The 17,219-nt window shown below is 57.1% G+C and carries 16 protein-coding genes; 6 read left to right on the plus strand and 10 right to left on the minus strand.

Annotated features, from left to right (window positions below):
• Positions 1–56 precede the first annotated feature (56 nt).
• The 3 genes from ACQZ5M_RS09570 to ACQZ5M_RS09580 all read left to right on the plus strand — a co-directional run bounded on the left by ACQZ5M_RS09570 (position 57) and on the right by ACQZ5M_RS09580 (position 3,758).
• Positions 57–1,703: a phosphoethanolamine transferase gene (locus ACQZ5M_RS09570; protein ID WP_449079610.1), complete on the plus strand. Its 1,647-nt coding sequence runs from the start codon at positions 57–59 to the stop codon at positions 1,701–1,703.
• Between the two features lie 68 nt (positions 1,704–1,771).
• Positions 1,772–2,425 (plus strand): response regulator, encoded by a 654-nt coding sequence (locus tag ACQZ5M_RS09575; RefSeq protein ID WP_296103619.1) that lies wholly within the window; start codon positions 1,772–1,774, stop codon positions 2,423–2,425.
• A gap of 4 nt (positions 2,426–2,429) precedes the next feature.
• Positions 2,430–3,758: a sensor histidine kinase gene (locus tag ACQZ5M_RS09580; protein WP_449079611.1), complete on the plus strand. Its 1,329-nt coding sequence runs from the start codon at positions 2,430–2,432 to the stop codon at positions 3,756–3,758.
• Positions 3,759–3,793: 35 nt separating this feature from the next.
• On the opposite strand, the gene ACQZ5M_RS09585 is transcribed toward ACQZ5M_RS09580, so the two are convergent.
• Positions 3,794–5,113, minus strand: coding sequence for an MFS transporter (locus tag ACQZ5M_RS09585; RefSeq protein WP_296017595.1), 1,320 nt, complete (start codon positions 5,111–5,113; stop codon positions 3,794–3,796).
• 296 nt (positions 5,114–5,409) lie between these two features.
• On the opposite strand from ACQZ5M_RS09585, the gene ACQZ5M_RS09590 reads away from it, so the two are divergent.
• Entirely contained in the window at positions 5,410–6,519 is a 1,110-nt protein-coding gene (locus ACQZ5M_RS09590) for an RHE_PE00001 family protein (protein WP_449079572.1), read from the plus strand.
• Between the two features lie 29 nt (positions 6,520–6,548).
• Here the strand turns inward: ACQZ5M_RS09590 and ACQZ5M_RS09595 are convergent, their stop codons facing one another.
• From ACQZ5M_RS09595 to minC, 6 genes are all read right to left on the minus strand, one after another.
• Positions 6,549–8,747, minus strand: a complete 2,199-nt coding sequence (locus tag ACQZ5M_RS09595; protein ID WP_449079573.1) for a methyl-accepting chemotaxis protein — start codon at positions 8,745–8,747, stop codon at positions 6,549–6,551.
• A gap of 335 nt (positions 8,748–9,082) precedes the next feature.
• A complete protein-coding gene (locus ACQZ5M_RS09600; protein WP_296039166.1) occupies positions 9,083–10,018 on the minus strand; it encodes a dihydrodipicolinate synthase family protein in 936 nt (311 codons plus the stop codon).
• 135 nt (positions 10,019–10,153) lie between these two features.
• Positions 10,154–10,873, minus strand: coding sequence for a GntR family transcriptional regulator (locus ACQZ5M_RS09605; RefSeq protein WP_296017603.1), 720 nt, complete (start codon positions 10,871–10,873; stop codon positions 10,154–10,156).
• Between the two features lie 113 nt (positions 10,874–10,986).
• Positions 10,987–11,247, minus strand: coding sequence for a cell division topological specificity factor MinE (gene minE / locus ACQZ5M_RS09610; RefSeq protein WP_296017605.1), 261 nt, complete (start codon positions 11,245–11,247; stop codon positions 10,987–10,989).
• Positions 11,244–12,056, minus strand: coding sequence for a septum site-determining protein MinD (minD, locus tag ACQZ5M_RS09615; protein WP_296017608.1), 813 nt, complete (start codon positions 12,054–12,056; stop codon positions 11,244–11,246). The genes minE and minD overlap by 4 nt, the downstream gene beginning before the upstream one ends.
• Before the next feature lie 31 nt (positions 12,057–12,087).
• On the minus strand, positions 12,088–12,822 hold the full coding sequence (gene minC / locus ACQZ5M_RS09620; protein ID WP_288431124.1) for a septum site-determining protein MinC: 735 nt from the start codon (positions 12,820–12,822) through the stop codon (positions 12,088–12,090).
• A gap of 210 nt (positions 12,823–13,032) precedes the next feature.
• On the opposite strand from minC, the gene ACQZ5M_RS09625 reads away from it, so the two are divergent.
• Together ACQZ5M_RS09625 and ACQZ5M_RS09630 are read left to right on the plus strand one after the other, a co-directional pair.
• A complete protein-coding gene (locus ACQZ5M_RS09625) occupies positions 13,033–13,881 on the plus strand; it encodes a TIGR02587 family membrane protein (RefSeq protein ID WP_449079574.1) in 849 nt (282 codons plus the stop codon).
• A gap of 7 nt (positions 13,882–13,888) precedes the next feature.
• A complete protein-coding gene (locus tag ACQZ5M_RS09630) occupies positions 13,889–14,299 on the plus strand; it encodes a TIGR02588 family protein (protein WP_449079575.1) in 411 nt (136 codons plus the stop codon).
• Positions 14,300–14,302: 3 nt separating this feature from the next.
• Here the strand turns inward: ACQZ5M_RS09630 and ACQZ5M_RS09635 are convergent, their stop codons facing one another.
• Genes ACQZ5M_RS09635 through ACQZ5M_RS09645 form a run of 3 tightly spaced genes read right to left on the minus strand, consistent with a single transcriptional unit; the run spans position 14,303 to position 17,098 of the window.
• Positions 14,303–15,379 carry an ABC transporter ATP-binding protein gene (locus tag ACQZ5M_RS09635; protein ID WP_449079576.1) on the minus strand — a complete coding sequence of 359 codons (1,077 nt, stop codon included), beginning with the start codon at positions 15,377–15,379 and terminating at the stop codon, positions 14,303–14,305.
• The gene (locus tag ACQZ5M_RS09640; protein WP_449079577.1) at positions 15,376–16,206 is read right to left on the minus strand and encodes a carbohydrate ABC transporter permease; all 831 of its coding nucleotides are present in this window, start codon (positions 16,204–16,206) and stop codon (positions 15,376–15,378) included. The genes ACQZ5M_RS09635 and ACQZ5M_RS09640 overlap by 4 nt, the downstream gene beginning before the upstream one ends.
• Positions 16,196–17,098, minus strand: a complete 903-nt coding sequence (locus tag ACQZ5M_RS09645; protein WP_296014231.1) for a carbohydrate ABC transporter permease — start codon at positions 17,096–17,098, stop codon at positions 16,196–16,198. Before ACQZ5M_RS09645 ends, ACQZ5M_RS09640 begins: the two co-directional genes overlap by 11 nt.
• Between the last annotated feature and the right edge of the window lie 121 nt (positions 17,099–17,219).

A 17,219-nucleotide genomic window follows, 5' to 3' on the forward strand; every position in this document is an offset into this window, starting at 1 on the left:
AACTGTGCGCCTCCGGCTACACCCATTGCCACTGGAGAGCATAAGTTTTGGCACCTTTGACAGATGACCTTCATCGCAGCACTATCCGGCGTCCCGAGATCGGCAGCGTCACGCTCAGTGTTATCACTGCGCTCTATCTGCTTTTCTTCATGAACCAGACCTTCTGGTCGAAGGTGAACACGCATCTGTCGGCCTATCCAGTTGCCATATACGCGCTCTACATTGCGATGACGGCGTTTTTCATCGCAGTTCTGGTGACATTCTCGGCGAAGTACATCATGAAGCCGATCTTCATGGTGTTGATCGTCATTTCGGCATTGTGCTCCTGGTTCATGGATCGCTTCGGAGCGGTTATCGACCGCGACATGGTGCGTAATGCATTCGAAACGACCACCGGCGAAGCGAACAATCTGATCACATCTGCATTTGTCGTGCACATGATCATTTATGCGCTCGTTCCAATCGTGCTTCTCGCGTTCGTCCGCATCCGCCATCGCCCAATTCTTGGGAAGCTTTTCTGGAATACGGTCAGCGTGATCGCTTGCCTGGTCATCATCGCCGGGATGGGTGCGCTAAACTCCAAAACCTTCACCACTGCAATTCGTCAGCACCGGGACATCGTCAAAAGCCTGAACCCAATCACGCCGATCTTCTCGACCGCGCATTATCTCCAGGCCGCGAATAAGGAAGCGCAACTGACGGTCACGCAGACCGGCCTGGATGCGAAAGTGAAGGCCCCGGTCGTGGCTATCAACAAGCCGCGCATCACGGTGGTCGTTGCGGGCGAGACCGCCCGTGCGGCGAATTTTTCCCTGAACGGCTACGGACGGGAAACCAATCCGGAACTGAAGAAAAGAGATATTATCTATTTCCCGAGCACGGTCAGCTGCGGAACCTCCACTGCAATCTCCATTCCCTGCATGTTCTCGAAATTCACCCGTTCGGAGTACACACATAGTAAAGCCCTTTCGAACGAGAATGTCATGGACGTTCTGGTCCATGCCGGCATCGATGCGCAGTGGCTCGACAATGACACCGGAAGCAAGGGCGTTGCCGACAGAATTCCCTATTTCGACCTGAGCGCGACGCGCGATCCCACCTTCTGCAAGACAGGTGAATGCAGCGACGACATCTTTCTCGACAGGCTGGACAGCTGGCTCGACCGCGTTACGAAAGACAGCGTCATCGTCATTCATCAACTTGGCAGCCACGGTCCGTCCTACTATCTTCGCTATGGCGACAATTTCAGGACATTCACGCCGGATTGCCGCACCTCCGAACTCGGCAATTGCAAGGACGAAGAGATCGTCAACTCATATGACAACACGATCCTTTACACGGACCATTTCCTCTCGGCCATCATTGACAAGCTGAAGGCACGCTCCAACAAGCTGGCGACGGGGATGCTCTACGCTTCCGACCATGGTGAGTCTCTTGGGGAAAACGGCCTCTATCTCCATGGCGCACCTTACATGCTTGCACCGGCAGAACAGACGCACGTGCCATTCCTTGTCTGGATGGATGATGATTTTGCACGCTCCATGGGTGTCGACCGCGCCTGCCTTGCCGACGAGGCAAAGGCTGGTGGCAAGTCCCACGACAATTTCTTCCATAGTATCCTCGGCATGATGAACGTTTCGACTTCAGTCTATGACTCATCGCTCGATGTGTTCCGCCCGTGCCAGTCGAAGCCCTCGACCTGACAGACAATCGCCTTGACGACGAACTGCCCGGAGCGATACGCATGGGCAGTTCAGGAGTGAGGGTCGAGTTGCGGGTTCTATTGGTTGAAGACGATCACGTTTTGGGAGAGGCGCTGAGGGACCATGTTGCCGCGGCAAATCACGCGGTGGATTGGTTTCAGACATTGAGCGAAGCGACAGCCGCAACTCAGACTGTGAGCTACGGCTTGATACTGCTCGATCTGCGTCTACCCGACGGAGAAGGACTGGCACTGCTTCGAACGCTTCGCAAAGCAAACAACCCTGTTCCCGTTATCATCCTGACTGCCCATGACCAGGTCTCGGATCGGATCGAAGGCCTGAACGCAGGTGCCGACGATTATCTCGTCAAGCCCTTCAATCTGGGCGAGTTGACAGCACGGATGCTCGCCGTGTCGCGACGTTATGAAGGCCGTTCGACGCCGATCGTCAGGCTACCGGGAATTGAGATCGATCAGGCAGCGAAGAGTATTACGGTCAATGACCGGTCGCTGTCGCTGAGTGCGCGCGAGTGGGCGGTGCTTGAGAAACTTGTCGAAAGGCCGGGCGCACTCGTCTCGAAAGCGCAATTACAGGAAACGCTCTACGAATTCGGCGCCGAGATAGAGAGCAATACCGTCGAGGTCTATGTCAGCCGCCTGCGCAAGAAGATAGGATCCGATCGCGTGGAAACCGTAAGAGGGCTTGGTTATACGATACGCTGATCTCATCCCCCCGAAGAACAGCATGACGCGTCGGATGGTTCTTGCTCTCGTGAGCGTGCTGGCGCTTTCCTGGATGGTCGCTTGCGCCATGGGCGTGATGGTGATGCAGGACGAATTTGCAGAGATATTCGACAGCGGCGTCCAGGAAACGGCCGACAGGCTGTTGCCGCTTGTCGCTGAGGATCTTCGCGAGCGCAGTCCGGAGGCGCAGCGCCGCCTAGGCCAACCCAGCACCGGCACGGAATATCTGACTTATCAGGTACGCGACCGCGACGGCGCGGTCCTGCTGCACTCCCACGACAGTGCCAGAGAGGGCTTCGACGTGCCGCTCACACCGGGTTTCGCCGACACCGATACCCAGCGGATCTACACTGTCGTCACACCGGAAGGTGATCTTTACCTTCAGGTGGCAGATGCCTTTGCCAATCGGCGTGAAGCCATAGAGGAGGCTTCAACGGCACTTATACTGCCTGTTCTGGTCCTCATCCCTGCAAGCATCATCGCGGTTATCCTGGTCATTCGCCGTACCCTTGCGCCAATCCAGATATTGAGGGACGATATTGGCCGTAAGGATGGCGGCAATCTCGCGCCCGTCGATTCAGGCACACTTCCCGCCGAACTCGATCCAATAGCGCGCTCTGTGAATCTGCTTCTGGAAAGATTGCGCTCCGCATTGGAGGCGGAGCGCTCTTTCGCCTCCAACAGCGCGCATGAATTGCGTACACCGATCGCAGGCGCATTGGCACAGGCACAGCGCCTCAAAGCCGATATTCCGGCCAACCTGGCAGGCCGCGTCGACCAAATTGAATTGTCGCTCTCGAATCTGGCGCAACTCTCCGAGAAACTGCTGCAAATGTCGCGCGCCGAAGCAGGTATCGGCATTTCGGATACGCTTGTCGATCTTCTGCCAGTCGTTGGACTGATGGTGACGGACATGGATCGTTCTGAACTTGGTAACGGCCGCATCCGCCTTCACCATGCTGCGGATGCGACGCTGAAAGCCAAAGTCGATCCCGACGCCTTTGGCATCGCTATCCGAAACCTCCTGGAAAATGCGCTGACACATGGCGCGGAGCATTCCAAGGTGGAGGTGTTTGTGGAGGATAGCACCGTACGGGTGGTCAATGATGGTCCGACCGTTGATCCTGCGTTGCTGCCACGCCTGACGACGCGTTTCATGCGGGGCCAGACCCAGGCTGCCGGCTCAGGGCTTGGCCTTGCCATCGTAAGCAATCTGGCAGAGCGGATGAACGCGACCCTGACGCTTGCCTCTCCCGCACCCGGCCGTGAAGAAGGCTTCGAGGCGCGGATCGATCTGCCAAAGCAAGGTTGAGGCCTTCGGAAACAATATCCGAAGGCCTGGTTCGCTCAATCCTCGTGGATGTGGCTGTGGTCGCGCGTATCGCGCATCTTTACATACACGATCAATGATAGCGCGATCATCAGCGTAACATACCAGAAGAACCAGCTTTCATGCCCAATCTGCTTGAATTTCAAGGCTACGAATTCCGCGGTGCCGCCAAAGATGGTGTTGGCCAGCGCATAGGGGAGCGCCACACCGAGCGCGCGAATATGGGCGGGAAACAGCTCTGCTTTAACCACCGCGTTGATCGACGTGTAGCCCGTCACGATCAATAGGCCGCCAAGCACCAGGGCAAACGCGATATAAGGGTCTGTGGTCGTCGAAAGAACGCTGAAGATGACATAGGTGAACAGCGTGCCAAGAATACCGAAACCGACCATCAGCGGCTTACGGCCGATTTTATCCGACAGGGCGCCTGCCAGCGGCTGGCAAAGCATGAAAACAAAAAGCGCGACCGTGGTGATCTCGGTCGCGGATTCCTTGCTGAAACCGGACGTATTGACGAGGAATTTCTGCAGATAGGTGGTGTAGGCATAGAAAGCGAGCGTGCCGCCAGATGTCAACGCCATCACCATCAGCGCCTCTTTTGGATAGTGCTTGAAGAGCGCCCATCCGCTGGATTTTGGTGTCTGAGCGGTGGCTGCCTTAGCGTTCTGGAAAGAGTGGGTTTCGACAAGCCCGCGCCGGATGTAGAACACCGCGATGGCAAGAATACCACCGATGAAAAAGGGAATGCGCCAGCCCCATTGGCTGAGTTGCTCTGGCGTCAAAAGGCGCTGTAACACCAGAAGCACGGCAAGCGCGACAAGCTGACCGGAAATAAGCGTTACATACTGAAAACTGGAAAAGAAGCCACGGCGGTTCTTTCCCGCCATTTCGCTGAGATAGGTTGCGCTTGCGCCATATTCGCCACCAACGCTGATCCCTTGGATCAGGCGCGCGAGAACGAGAATGGCGGGCGCTGCAATGCCGATCGTCTCGTGCCCGGGCGTCACGGCAATCATTAGAGATCCCAGACACATGAGCGTTACAGACAGCGTCAGCCCCGCCTTGCGGCCCTTGCGGTCTGCGTAGGTTCCCATCAGCCATGCACCGATCGGACGCATCAGAAAGCCCACGGCAAATACCGCGGCTGCACTCAACAGCTCTGCTGTCTGGTTGCCAGATGGAAAGAAGATCGGCGCGAAATAAAGGGTAAATGCGGAATAGACATACCAATCATACCATTCGACGAGGTTGCCCGCCGATCCGCCGATGATCGACTTCAATCTCGTTTTTTGATCAGGAGGAGTTCCAGCGGTTGTTTGATCTGGAAGGTTGCTCATGGTGGTCTCCGTTTATTTCAAGCCGGAAAAACAATATTTGGGCCGTGGGGTGCTGGTGTCAGCAACTGGCGTCTGAGGGCTATACACCCCCGCAACAAGAGCGGACAAGATAATTCGGACTACTTATTGTTTGCACGTATAGGTGCTTTGTGGCGTCTCGCCGTGAGACTTTCATCCGACCGGTATGACCTCGACGCAGGTGCCAAGCTAGGCAGTTCGATCCATACTTGTGAACATCGTTTGAAACATAACCTGCAGGATTGCTTTCACTGCGGCGTCTGCCCTATTAAATCCCAATGACCTATGCGTTTTCGCTTCTCAAGCCATCCAAGCTTCTGTTGCCGCTCACGCGGGCAGCCGAAGCGCTGGCGCGCTTCGATGAACGGGTGAGCCGTTCGCCAATCCGCGACGGGTTCCTGCAGCGGCAGAATTTTCAGGACGCGGTCTCTTCCCTCTGGATCGATGGCGAATTGGTGCATGTCGAGGATCTTGTCCTTCACGATGCGCGGATGGATATCCGAGCTCCTACAAACGAAATCGTCAACGCACACCGTATCCTTCGCGCAAGACGATTGATGGAAAGCCATGCGCCGCAGTGGCCGTTCGGCGACGAGGGCATCAATCTGTTGCGTGGCAAAAGTTCACAACCGCAGCCGCTATTGCCAAATGTCGATACTGATAACGACGAGACTGAACAGCCCGACCGCGAAGACAAGAACAATACGGATGACGCTCTTGCCGAGGAGCTCGCCGAAATGGATGCCCTGCTTTTACGCAGCAGCGCTATGGTCAGCGATGCCCTCAGCTACCGTTCACCCGCGTTGCGATCCTCAGAAATACCCGAGGACAGGGGGGCCGTAGAGGAAAGCGAAGACGACCGGCTTCAGCAATGGCGAAAGCTTGTGGATCAATGCGTTGATTATCCCGGACCGCTCCGTGCGGCGATCCTGCTTGATGCCTGGCGCAGCCTTGAGGTTCTGGATCGCAGCCCCTGGCTTGGCCGTCAGTTGGCAGCGGCCTCCCTTCGCGCGGGGGGATTGGCAACGCTTCCGGCGCTTAACACCGGACTCCGCACCATTCAACGAGAGCGACGCCATTCACCGCGTCAGGAGGAGCGTCTGATCGCAATCCTCGACGGGATGCATGAGGCTTCGCAACTGGGAATGAGGGAACATGACCGCCTGCTAAACGGCAAGAGCCGCATGGAGAGGCGACTTGCGGGAAGGCGTTCGAATTCGAGGCTTCCCGACCTGATCGAACTCGTTCTCGCAAATCCTGTCGTGTCCACCGCGATGATCGTCAAGGCGCTCGGTACCACGCCGCAGGGTGCAGTCGTTCTTGCCAATCAACTGGAATTGCGAGAGATGACGGGGCGCGGACGGTTCAGGGCGTGGGGGATTTTGTAGCCCCACGCCCCTCCTTTAGGCAGGTTTGATCAGCTTGCCATCGCGTAGCGTGGGTGCGAATGCGCCGCGCCGATCCTGCTTTCACTACCGACACGGAAGCGTCCAACCATGCTGGCCAGGTTTTCTGTTTCCTGCGACAAGCTCTGAGCCGCCGCTGTGGTTTCTTCAACCATCGCCGCGTTTTGCTGTGTCACCTTGTCCATCTGATCGGCCGCAGACGAAACCTCGCGAAGGCTGACAGCCTGTTCGCGAGCGCCGGAGGCGATCTGGTTGACGGTCTGGCTCATGCCGACAACCTGCTCGACGATCTTGCCGAGAGACGCACCGGTTTCCTCAACCAGTTGAACCCCGACCTCCACCTGGCTGGACGACATGGAGATCAAACTCTTGATCTCCTTTGCGGCCTGCGCAGAACGCTGAGCCAGTTCCCGCACTTCCTGGGCAACGACAGCAAAGCCCTTACCTGCCTCGCCAGCGCGGGCAGCTTCCACACCGGCATTCAATGCCAAGAGGTTCGTCTGGAAGGCGATTTCATCGATCACACTGATGATATTGCCAATCTTGCTGGACGATCCTTGAATTTCAGTCATTGCGGCGACGGCACGGGCAACGACATCACCACCCTTTTCAGCATCGCCCCTGGCGCTTGCGACCTTTCTTTGCGCATCGGATGCACCTTCAGCTGTGTCGTTGACGCCGCGGGTGACTTCGCTCAGAGCTGCAACGGTTTCTTCCAGAGACGCAGCCTGCTGCTCGGTGCGGCGCGCAAGATCGTTCGAGGCCGTGGAAATTTCGGTAAGGCCGGAGCGGATGGTATAAACCGCCTGCACGACATTGCTGATAGTTTCTTCCAGTGCGGTAACGGACACATTGAAGTTCTGCCGGATAGACTCGAATTCCGGCGCGACTTTTTCGTTCATCCGCACGGTCAGATCGCCAGCCGCCAGAGCGTTGAAGCGGCTCTGAACAACTTCCACGAAGTGACGGAGGTCTTCTGCTTTGGCGTTGTCCACGTCACTCTGACGCTTGCGGTCCGATTCGACTTGACGTTGCAGCTGCTCCTGCTCGGCCTGGACGTCCTCGCCGCGAGCCAGCGCGAAGCGGAATTTCTCAAGAGCGGCTGCCAGATTGCCGAGTTCATCCTTCTTTCCGGTCTGGGCTACCTGGTCCTTGTAGTTGCCATTCGCCATCTTGCCGACCGACCCCAAAACGGAGGTCAGAGGCTTCTTGATCAGGATCTGGGTCGCGACGAGAATAACGCCGAGCGTCACTACGAGAATGATCAGGCTACCGATCAGCATGTTGTAGATCTGCTGCCAGACAGGCGCGGAGAAAACCGCTGGCGGCACGTCCAGTACCGTCGCCCAGGTGGTGTTCATGCCAGGCGCAGTGAACGGATAGATCAGGCGGACAGAACCATCGGGAAGGCCGTGGATCACACGTACCTTTCCGTCTCCCAAGGCCTGCTTGACCTGATCGGCGCCGACATCGGCGTAGTCCTTCATCAGATTGTCGGCGTTGGTGTGCGACAGCCACTTGCCGTTGCTCGCCAGCAACATGACGCTGCCACCCTCGAAAGGCTTGATCTGCGACAGGCTGGCGGTCAGATCGTCGAGCTTTATATCGACACCCGCCATACCCACGAGCGTGCCACCCACCTTCACCGGCACCGAGACCGATGTGACGAGCTTCTGCATGTTGGTGAGATAGGGAGAGGTGATGAGTGGCTTGCCGGTCTTCAGCACGCCGCCATAATACTCATCCTCCGGCTTGATCGACCATGTCGAGAACTCAACCTTGCCGCTATCACTCTTGGTCCAGTAGGGCGTGAAGATGCCCTCCTTGTTCAGCCCCTCGGTGCCCACGGTCGGCTTCGGGCTTTTGCCATCAACCAGTTCACACATCCATGCGCCAAAAACGTTTGGATATTGCGGCGCTACGGTCTCGATCATCGAAACGATGTCGGCGCGGCTGCGCGAACCTTTCTCAATGAAGCCACCGATGGTGGCAGCAAGCGTTGCGCCTGCCGATGTTGCGACGGATACATCTGCAGCGATACGCTGGCTGACCGCACCTGCCTTCTCCGTTGCAAGTGCCATGACGTCACGCTCTGTCGCTGACTTCACGTTCAGAACATTGACGGCGGTGTAAGCAATCATGATGCCGGCGATAGCTGTTCCGGTGGCTAGGATAAGCTTTCCGGAAACCGAATTGAGAATCTTCTTCATGCGACGAGCCCTCTAACTTCAGGGCGACGTTAGTGTAAACTTTTAAACAATCTGCAAACAAATCGCTGAAAGAAGAGCATTGTCTAATTGATAGTCCTTGAAATGGATTGATTGCTTTATCTGTCAGAAAAACCCACGGCTCTGCTTGATCGACAGATCACGAGAGCTGGCAGATCAGTCTTCCCTCACGGCCCGGAAATAAAAAGAGGTGACTGACGTCCAGCCACCTCTTCCTTGCTTGTTCTAATCCTACCTCTCAGAAACGAGTGACTGATGCACGCGCGTCGTTCTTGACGCTACACCATCGGCTTTCCCGCACGGAGGTCACAGACCATTCAAGCTGGGTAGCGCGATGCGTACCATTTCTGGAACAGAGCATATTGGCTTTCCAGATGACGGCGCTGAGACGCGCTGAGTTCGTCCGTTTCGTTGAAGTGCAGCGTGTATTCGGTATCGCCGTTCAGGACCATCAGATACTTGTAGTGCAGAACGAGATCCGGACCCTCATCATAGGTCGACAGCACCGTCAGTGCCTCTTCCAACTCGCGGGCCTCAGCGCGTGCGGTCGCATCGCCCTTGGCTGCCTTTTCGCACAATGCGACCAGATGCAGCACTTCCTTCGGCAGGGCATTACCGATACCGGTGATGGCGCCGCCGGCACCACAGTTGACGAAGCCATGATAGACGCCCGTATCTACGCCGACCATGAGAGTCAGGTCGTCGTCACCGGCGGTGATGTTTTCAGCAGCGTAAGTCATATCCTGCTTGCCGCCGAACTCCTTGAAGCCGATGAGGTTCGAATAGCGCGAGCGCAGATCGAAGAAGAGATCGGCGCGGGTGGCGAAACCGTAATAAGGGCTGTTGTAGATGACCGCCGGCAGACCATTTGCTGCTTCCAGAATGGCGGAGAAATGTGCCTTCTGCGCGGAAACCGACGACCCGCGAGACAGAACACGCGGAATGACCATGAGGCCCTTGGCCCCGACCTTTGCAGCGTGCGCAGCATGGCTGACGGCGGACTTGGTGTTGATTGCGCCGGTTCCGACGATGACTGGAACACCCGCTTCGGCAAGACGCTTAACGCCTTCCTGGCGCTGCTCGTCTGTCAGCAACGGCCAATCGCCCATGGAACCGCAATAGACGACTGCCGACATACCGGCGGCGATCAGTTCCTTGCCCTTCTTCACGAGGAGATCGAAGTCAGGGGTTCTGTCCGCCTTGCAAGGCGTCATGAGGGCGGGAATGCATCCGGTAAAGATCGTGCTGGCCATCGTTCCAATCCTTTCGCGGCACCACAGCCGCCTGATATGCACCCTTTTAGCATCAAAGCTCGTCTCTGTCGACAAATAAAATACAAGAAATTTGGCGGCGAAACTGTATTGACCCGTGAGTATCCTCTGGCGGACTCACAGGCTGAGATTGGCGCTCTGGCGGGTATCGGCGGTAATGTAGGAGCGGATCTGGGTGACGATCTGATCGGCATGTGCCCTTGCAAGCGCATCGGCCTTTTCGACATTGCGGTCGATGATTGCCTGGATCATGTCCTCGTGTTCGCTGACATATTGGTTGGGAAGCACATCGTTGAAGGACGAGTAATAGAGACGAAGAATACGCCTGCCTTCGTCCAGAAGCCGCGTGAAGAGTTCGACATAGTGGCGGTTGCCGCCGGCTTGCGCGATCGCGACATGAAAATCGCGGTTGGTGGAAATCATCGCCAGCGCGTCACGTTGCTCGACAGCAAGCGCGAATGCGCTCTGCAGGGCACGAATCTGCGTGATATCCGCTTCTGTATGATTGGCGGCTGCAAGCCGGGTGGTCACACGATACATCAACGTCAATGCATCGAAGAACTCCGGCAATCCTAGAAAGTCGATCTGCGACACGATGGTGGCACGGTTGGTCAGCGTCGTGATCAACCCCTCGGCGGAAAGACGAACCAGCGCCTCGCGAATGGGTGTGCGCGATAGCGAGAAGCGTTCGGACAGTTGCAGTTCGTCGATCGGACTGCCGGGCGCAAGCCGCAATTCGATGATCTCGTTGCGCAGCGTCTCATAGACGGTGGAGACGCCAAAGCCTCTTCGGTGTGTCTGTTTTTCCCGCTCGTCAGCCTTGTCCACCTCTGCCATCAGTTCATCCTTCGCTGTCAATTAGACAGGCTTAGTCCAGAATCGCCGCAGATGGGAAGGTCAAACCGTCCAATGAAAACGCCGGGACAATGCCCGGCGTCATCTCGATCTTCTCAGGCTGCGCGAAGCGCCGCGCTCAAGGGGATCTCTACATCGATTTCAAGAAGCGACATATGTTCGTCGCTGTCCATCTTCACATGGACCTTGTCGCTATCGATCTGCACATGCTTGGCGATTGCGGCGAGAATTTCCTCACGCAGTATAGCCACCAGATCCGAACCTTGATTGGTGCGCTCATGCGCCAGAAGCACCTGCAATCGTTCGCGTGCGACGGGTGCGGACTTCTCTTTGCGAAAAAGGCTGAAGATGCTCATGCAGCCCTCCCGAAAATCTTGGCGAAGATGCCGCGCTTTTCGCCGGGAACCGACAGGGGAATGTCTTCACCCGACAAACGTCGTGCCGCATCGAAATACGCCATGGCCGGTGCCGACTTGGCGTCTGCGAGCGTAACAGGGGCACCAACGTTTGAGGCGCGCAGCACGTCCATGCTCTCAGGAATAATGCCGATCAGCGGAATAGACAGAATTTCGAGAACGTCATCGACCTTGAGCATATCGCCGCGCTCTGCGCGGGCGGCATCGTAACGGGTCAGAAGAAGGTGTTTCTCCATCCGCTCGCCGCGCTCAGCCTTGATCGTCTTGGAATCGAGAAGGCCGATGATGCGGTCGGAATCGCGGACGGAAGATACTTCCGGATTGGTGACGACAACGGCAACATCCGCATGGCGCATGGCAAGCGTTGCGCCGCGCTCGATACCGGCCGGGCTGTCGCAGATAACCCAATCGAAATGCTTCTTCAGTTCGTTGATGACCCATTCGACACCTTCCGGCGTCAGATTGTCCTTGTCGCGCGTCTGGGAGGCCGGCAGCAGAAACAGCGTCTCAAGACGCTTGTCACGAATGAGGGCCTGCGTCAGCTTTGCATCGCCCTGAATGACATTGACCAGATCGTAGACCACGCGACGTTCCGCACCCATGACCAGATCGAGGTTGCGGAGACCGACGTCGAAATCCACGACGACAACCTTTTCCTTGTTCTGCGCCAGCGCTGCGCCAAGTGCTGCGGTGGACGTCGTCTTTCCGACGCCTCCCTTGCCGGAGGTAACGACAACTACCTTCCCCATCCTGATCTCCTGTTTCCTTGCCGCTTACGGCTTAATTGAGTTTGTCCGCCTTGATCGTATCGTTTTCCAGCCAGAGCTGGACGGCCTGCCCCCGAAGCTTCGGGTCGATATCCTCCGCGACCTTGTAAACACCGTCGATGGCGAGAAGCTCGGCTTCAAGCTTCTTGCAGAAGATGCGCGCTGTGGCGTTCCCCAGCGAACCGGCCATGGCGCGTCCGCGAAGCGCACCGTAGATATGGATCGAACCGCCTGCGATCACCTCTGCGCCGGAAGCAACAGAGCCTACGATCGTCACGTCGCCTTCCGGAAAGATGATCGACTGGCCGGACCGTACAGGCTCGCTGATCATGAGCGACTGAACAACGCTGCGGATTTCCGTCACCGGTGCCTTCTGCGACTGAGCCGGGGTTTCCACCTCGGCAAGCGCCACTGGCTCCACGTCAACATCGGAGGCCGGCTTTCCGCCCTTGAGCGCGGGCGGCATGCCAGTTTCAATCATTGAAGGGCGCGCGCCCTCGATGCCCATGATGGCAACGTTGCGATTGTAAAGCTCTGCCAACAGGGACTTGAGGCCTGCCTTGTCGAGCTTCAGCTCGGCCACATCCAGCACCACCGGACGTGACAGAAAGAACCCGGCAGAGCGTGCTGCCAGATCGTCAAGTCGCTCCAGCCAGACATCCAGCGGCGACTCGGGAGAAAGAACAACCGCCAGAAATGAGCGGCCCTTGATACGGATCGAACGCGAGTCTGTTAGCACTTTGGTCATCTTGGTAAAGAATTCGTTGATAGAGAGGTAGCGGTGATTTGGTTAACAAATGGTTAACGCGGCCCATCCGCACCTGCGAAAATTAACTTCGATACCCCCCTTGACCGTCTGACGGACTGAGTCGCTCGATCCCTGCCAAACTGGCCGCTTCACGACCTGCGGGAACCGGCCATAATCCAGAAGGTTATAAGCTCATCCGGGGGGAACACGATGACTGAGAACGCAACCAAACACTCATCTAGGGAAAGGGAGTTTCTGATTGGGCTTGCGCGCGGCGTCGGTGGTGCGCTTCTCTTTGCACTTCCCATGTTCATGACGATGGAGATGTGGTTTCTCGGCTTCTACATGCCGCGGGAAAAGCTGCTGCTGCTATGCCTCCTTAATATCCCGCTTCTCATGGTATTGGCAAAGCGTGTCGGCTTTGAGAAAACCTCTTCCTGGTTTGAGGCAATCCGCGATGCTGTCACAGCCTACGGGCTTGCGATCATCGTCAGCGCTGCCATTCTGGCGCTTTTCGGGATCATCAACGACCAGGTGACGACCAGCACGACGGTCGCAAAGATCGGACTCCAAGCCGTGCCTGCCAGCATCGGTGCGCTTCTCGGCCGCAGCCAACTCGGCATGCATTCCGAAGACGATGATGAGAGCGACGACGCAGAAACAGAGACGAGCTATTTTGTCGAGCTTTTCATGATGCTGGTAGGCGCTCTCTTCCTTGCGCTGAATGTCGCCCCGACTGAGGAAATGATCCTGATCGCCTACAAGATCACACCCTATCAGACGCTGATCACCGTGCTGCTGTCACTCGTATTGATGCATGGTTTTGTCTACGCCCTGCATTTCAAGGGCGGACACGGCCAGCCGGAAGACAGCGCCTGGTGGAACACCTTCATCCGCTTTACGATGCCAGGCTATGTCATAGCCCTTGGCATCAGCCTCTATTGCCTGTGGAGCTTTGAACGGCTTTCGGGAACTTCCTTGTCGCAGATCGTTGCAGCCGTCGTGATTTTAAGTTTCCCGGCTGCAATCGGCGCGGCTTCCGCCCGCCTCGTGCTATGAGAACGCCATGACCAAATCCTCCGCAGACGGCCATATCGAAACGTCTTCACCTCACTGGATCGAGTGGGTAACCGGCATCGTGTCGTCGTTGCTCGTGATAGCGGTGCTGGGCTGGATTTCATGGGACATCTATCGCTATGACGATTCTAAAGCGGATTTCGAACTTGCCGTCGTCTCGATAGAGCCTGTCAGCAGCGGCTTCAGGGTAAACTTCGACATCCACAATGTCAGCCAGTCCACGGCTGCCACAGTTCATGTGGTCGGTGCGCTGCGAAGCGCAGACGGAGCGACGGATACGGCGGATGTGACCTTCGACTATGTCGCTGCCGAATCCCATGATAACGGCACGCTGTTTCTCAAGAACGATCCGCGATCGGGCACGCTGGATTTGCGTGTTGCAGGCTTCACCGATCCTTGACGATCAAAGGCGCTGTTCGGTCTCATGGTCGAAGAGATGCAGAGATGCCGGATCGATGTTGAAGCCCACTAGGTCGCCGGCTTTCACATTGCTCCTTCCCTGAAGCGCCACCGTCATTTCCGGCTGCGTCGCCGTGGTGACGGAGGTCGCGGACCCTGTTGTTTCCACGATCCCGACCGGCAGCGTGATTGTCGAGGATCCGGGCGGTGCGAGCGTGATGTGCTCGGGCCGGATGCCGACCGTAACCCGCATACCCGGTACAATAGCTACCGGCGACATGATCGTTTGAGACTTCGACTTTCCACCGAAATTCAAAACGAGCGTTCGTCCGTCTTCCGCCGCGACAGCCGATACGAAATTCATAGCGGGGGAGCCAATGAAGCCAGCGACAAAGCGGTTCACCGGCCGGTCATAGAGCTCAAGCGGCGCTCCCTGCTGTTCGATAGCGCCGGCTCGCATGACGACGACATGGTCGGCCATGGTCATGGCTTCAATCTGGTCATGCGTCACGTAAACGGACGTTGCATCCAGACTGTTGTGCAGTTTGCGGATTTCAGCGCGCATGTGGACGCGGAGCGCTGCATCGAGGTTGGAAAGCGGCTCGTCGAAAAGAAAGGCCTTGGGATTGCGGATGATGGCGCGGCCCATTGCCACGCGCTGGCGCTGACCACCGGAAAGCTCGCGTGGATAACGTTGGAGGAGAGTAGTCAGGCCGGTGATCTCGGCGATCTCCTCCGCCTTGCGCCGCGCCTCGGCCTTGGCCACACCCTTGAGGCGAAGCGAATAGGTGAGGTTCTTTTCGACTGTCATATGCGGATAGAGCGCATAGGACTGAAACACCATGGCAATATCGCGCATGCGCGGCGGCTGGCGGGTGATATCTTCGCCTTCGATCCGGATTGTGCCGCTCGAGATAGCCTCCAATCCGGCGAGTGTGCGCAGCAAGGTCGACTTGCCACAGCCGGACGGCCCGACAAGCGCCACGAACTGGCCTCTCGGGATGGCGATATCGATGCCGCGCAGCGCGTGATAGGCGCCGTAATGTTTCTGGATGCCGGACAGTTCGATCTGCAATTTCATTTGAGCGCTCCGGATGTCAGCCCGCTGACGATGCGGCGCTGAAGCAGGACGAAGATGATGAGAATGGGCGTTACATAGATCGCCGCGAAAGTCATGATGCCGGTCCAGTCGGAGGCGTTCGGTCCGACGAAGAACTGCAAGCCGACCGTCGCTGGCTGGAAGGCGCGATCGGTGATAAGCGAGCGCGAATATACATATTCGCCGAGCGACTGAAGGAAGATAAGAATTGCGGAAACGAGAATGCCGTTTCGCGCAAGCGGCACCGAGATGCGCAAGAAAGCGCCGATGCGACTGTTCCCATCCACCATGCCCGCCTCTTCGAGTTCACGCGGCACCTGGGTGAAGGCGGCACGCACCAGGACGATATAGAGCGGCAGCTTGTTGGCAGCGGTCGCCAGGATCACGCCCGTGCGCGGCCATGACAGCAGGCCAAACTGGCTGAAGGCGACGAAGATGGGCGTCACCATCAGGGACGGCGGCAGAACTTGCAGCATCAAAACAAGGAAGAGCGCCATATCCATCCAGATTGAGCGGACACGCGCAAGGGCATAGGCGCAACCCGTACCGAAGAGCACGACAAGCGACACCGTGCCAAAGGCGATGATCAGCGAGTTCTGGATGAAGGTATCCATGCCCATGTCGTTCCAGACACGGGTTATCTTCAACTCTGGATGATGCGGCCAGAGTGTCGGCGGATTGGCGAAGGTTTCGGTATTGGTCTTCAGCGCCGTCACATACATCCAGTAGAGCGGGAAGAGGTAGATCGCGACGACGACGAGGGCGATGGCCAGCAGAAGCCAGCGTTTCCAGAGGTTACTAGACAACATGTTCGTGCCTCGTCGAGCGGACATAAGCGGTGGCAACGACGATGACCAGAAGGGTCATCACGACGGAAACGACCGACCCATGGCCAATGCGATACTCGCGGAAGGCAAGCTCCCACGACCAATATTGCAACACGTTGGAGGCATTGGATGGCCCGCCTTGGGTAAGCGCTGCGAAGAGGTCGAACTGCTGCAGGGTGAAGATGATACCGAGCGAAATGACGGCACCAAGCTGCGCCCGCATCATCGGCAGCGTGATCGTGAAGAAGCGCTGCAAGCGCGTCGCCCCATCCAGTTCCGCCGCCTCGTAGACATCGTCGGGGATCGAAGCGAGGCCGACCGACAGCAGGATCATGTTGAAGGGGACGCCGAGCCAGATATTGGCGATGATGACGGAATAGATCGAGATCGACGGATCAGAGAGCCAGAAGATCTTCTGCTGGGTGATACCAAGCGATTGCAAAAGCCAGTTCACCACGCCGAAGTCACCGGCCAGAATCCAGCCCCAGATCGCACCGACCACCAGTCCCGGCATGATCCAGCCCGCGAGGAAAAGACCACGCAGCCACGAGGCCCCGGGAAAATCAAGCCGGAAGAACAAGGCGAGCGCCAGCCCAATGCCCAGCTGGAAGATGACCGAAAGAAAGACGAACAGAAAGGTGTTTCGAACAATCGGGACGAATAGTGGATCGTCTATGATCTCGCGGTAATTATCGAGACCGACAAACGGACGATCGAAGGTGGCGATGGTGAAGAGATCGACGCTCTGGAACGAGATGACAAAATTGTAGATCAACGGAAAGGCTGAAAATGCGACAAGATAGGCGAGCGCGAACAGCACGAGCACACTGTCAAATCCGCCACCATCCCGAAAAACTCGATTGAAACGAAGCATTTCGCCTCCCGATATCTCACATGAGCATCCCCGGGTGCTATGACCTACCCTAGGGATTGACGCGCTCAAGCAGTTTGCAAACCGGCTGCGGACGAGACTTCTTCGCCCGCAGCACTTTGAG

Source organism: Rhizobium sp. 22-785-1 (genome assembly GCF_053521965.1).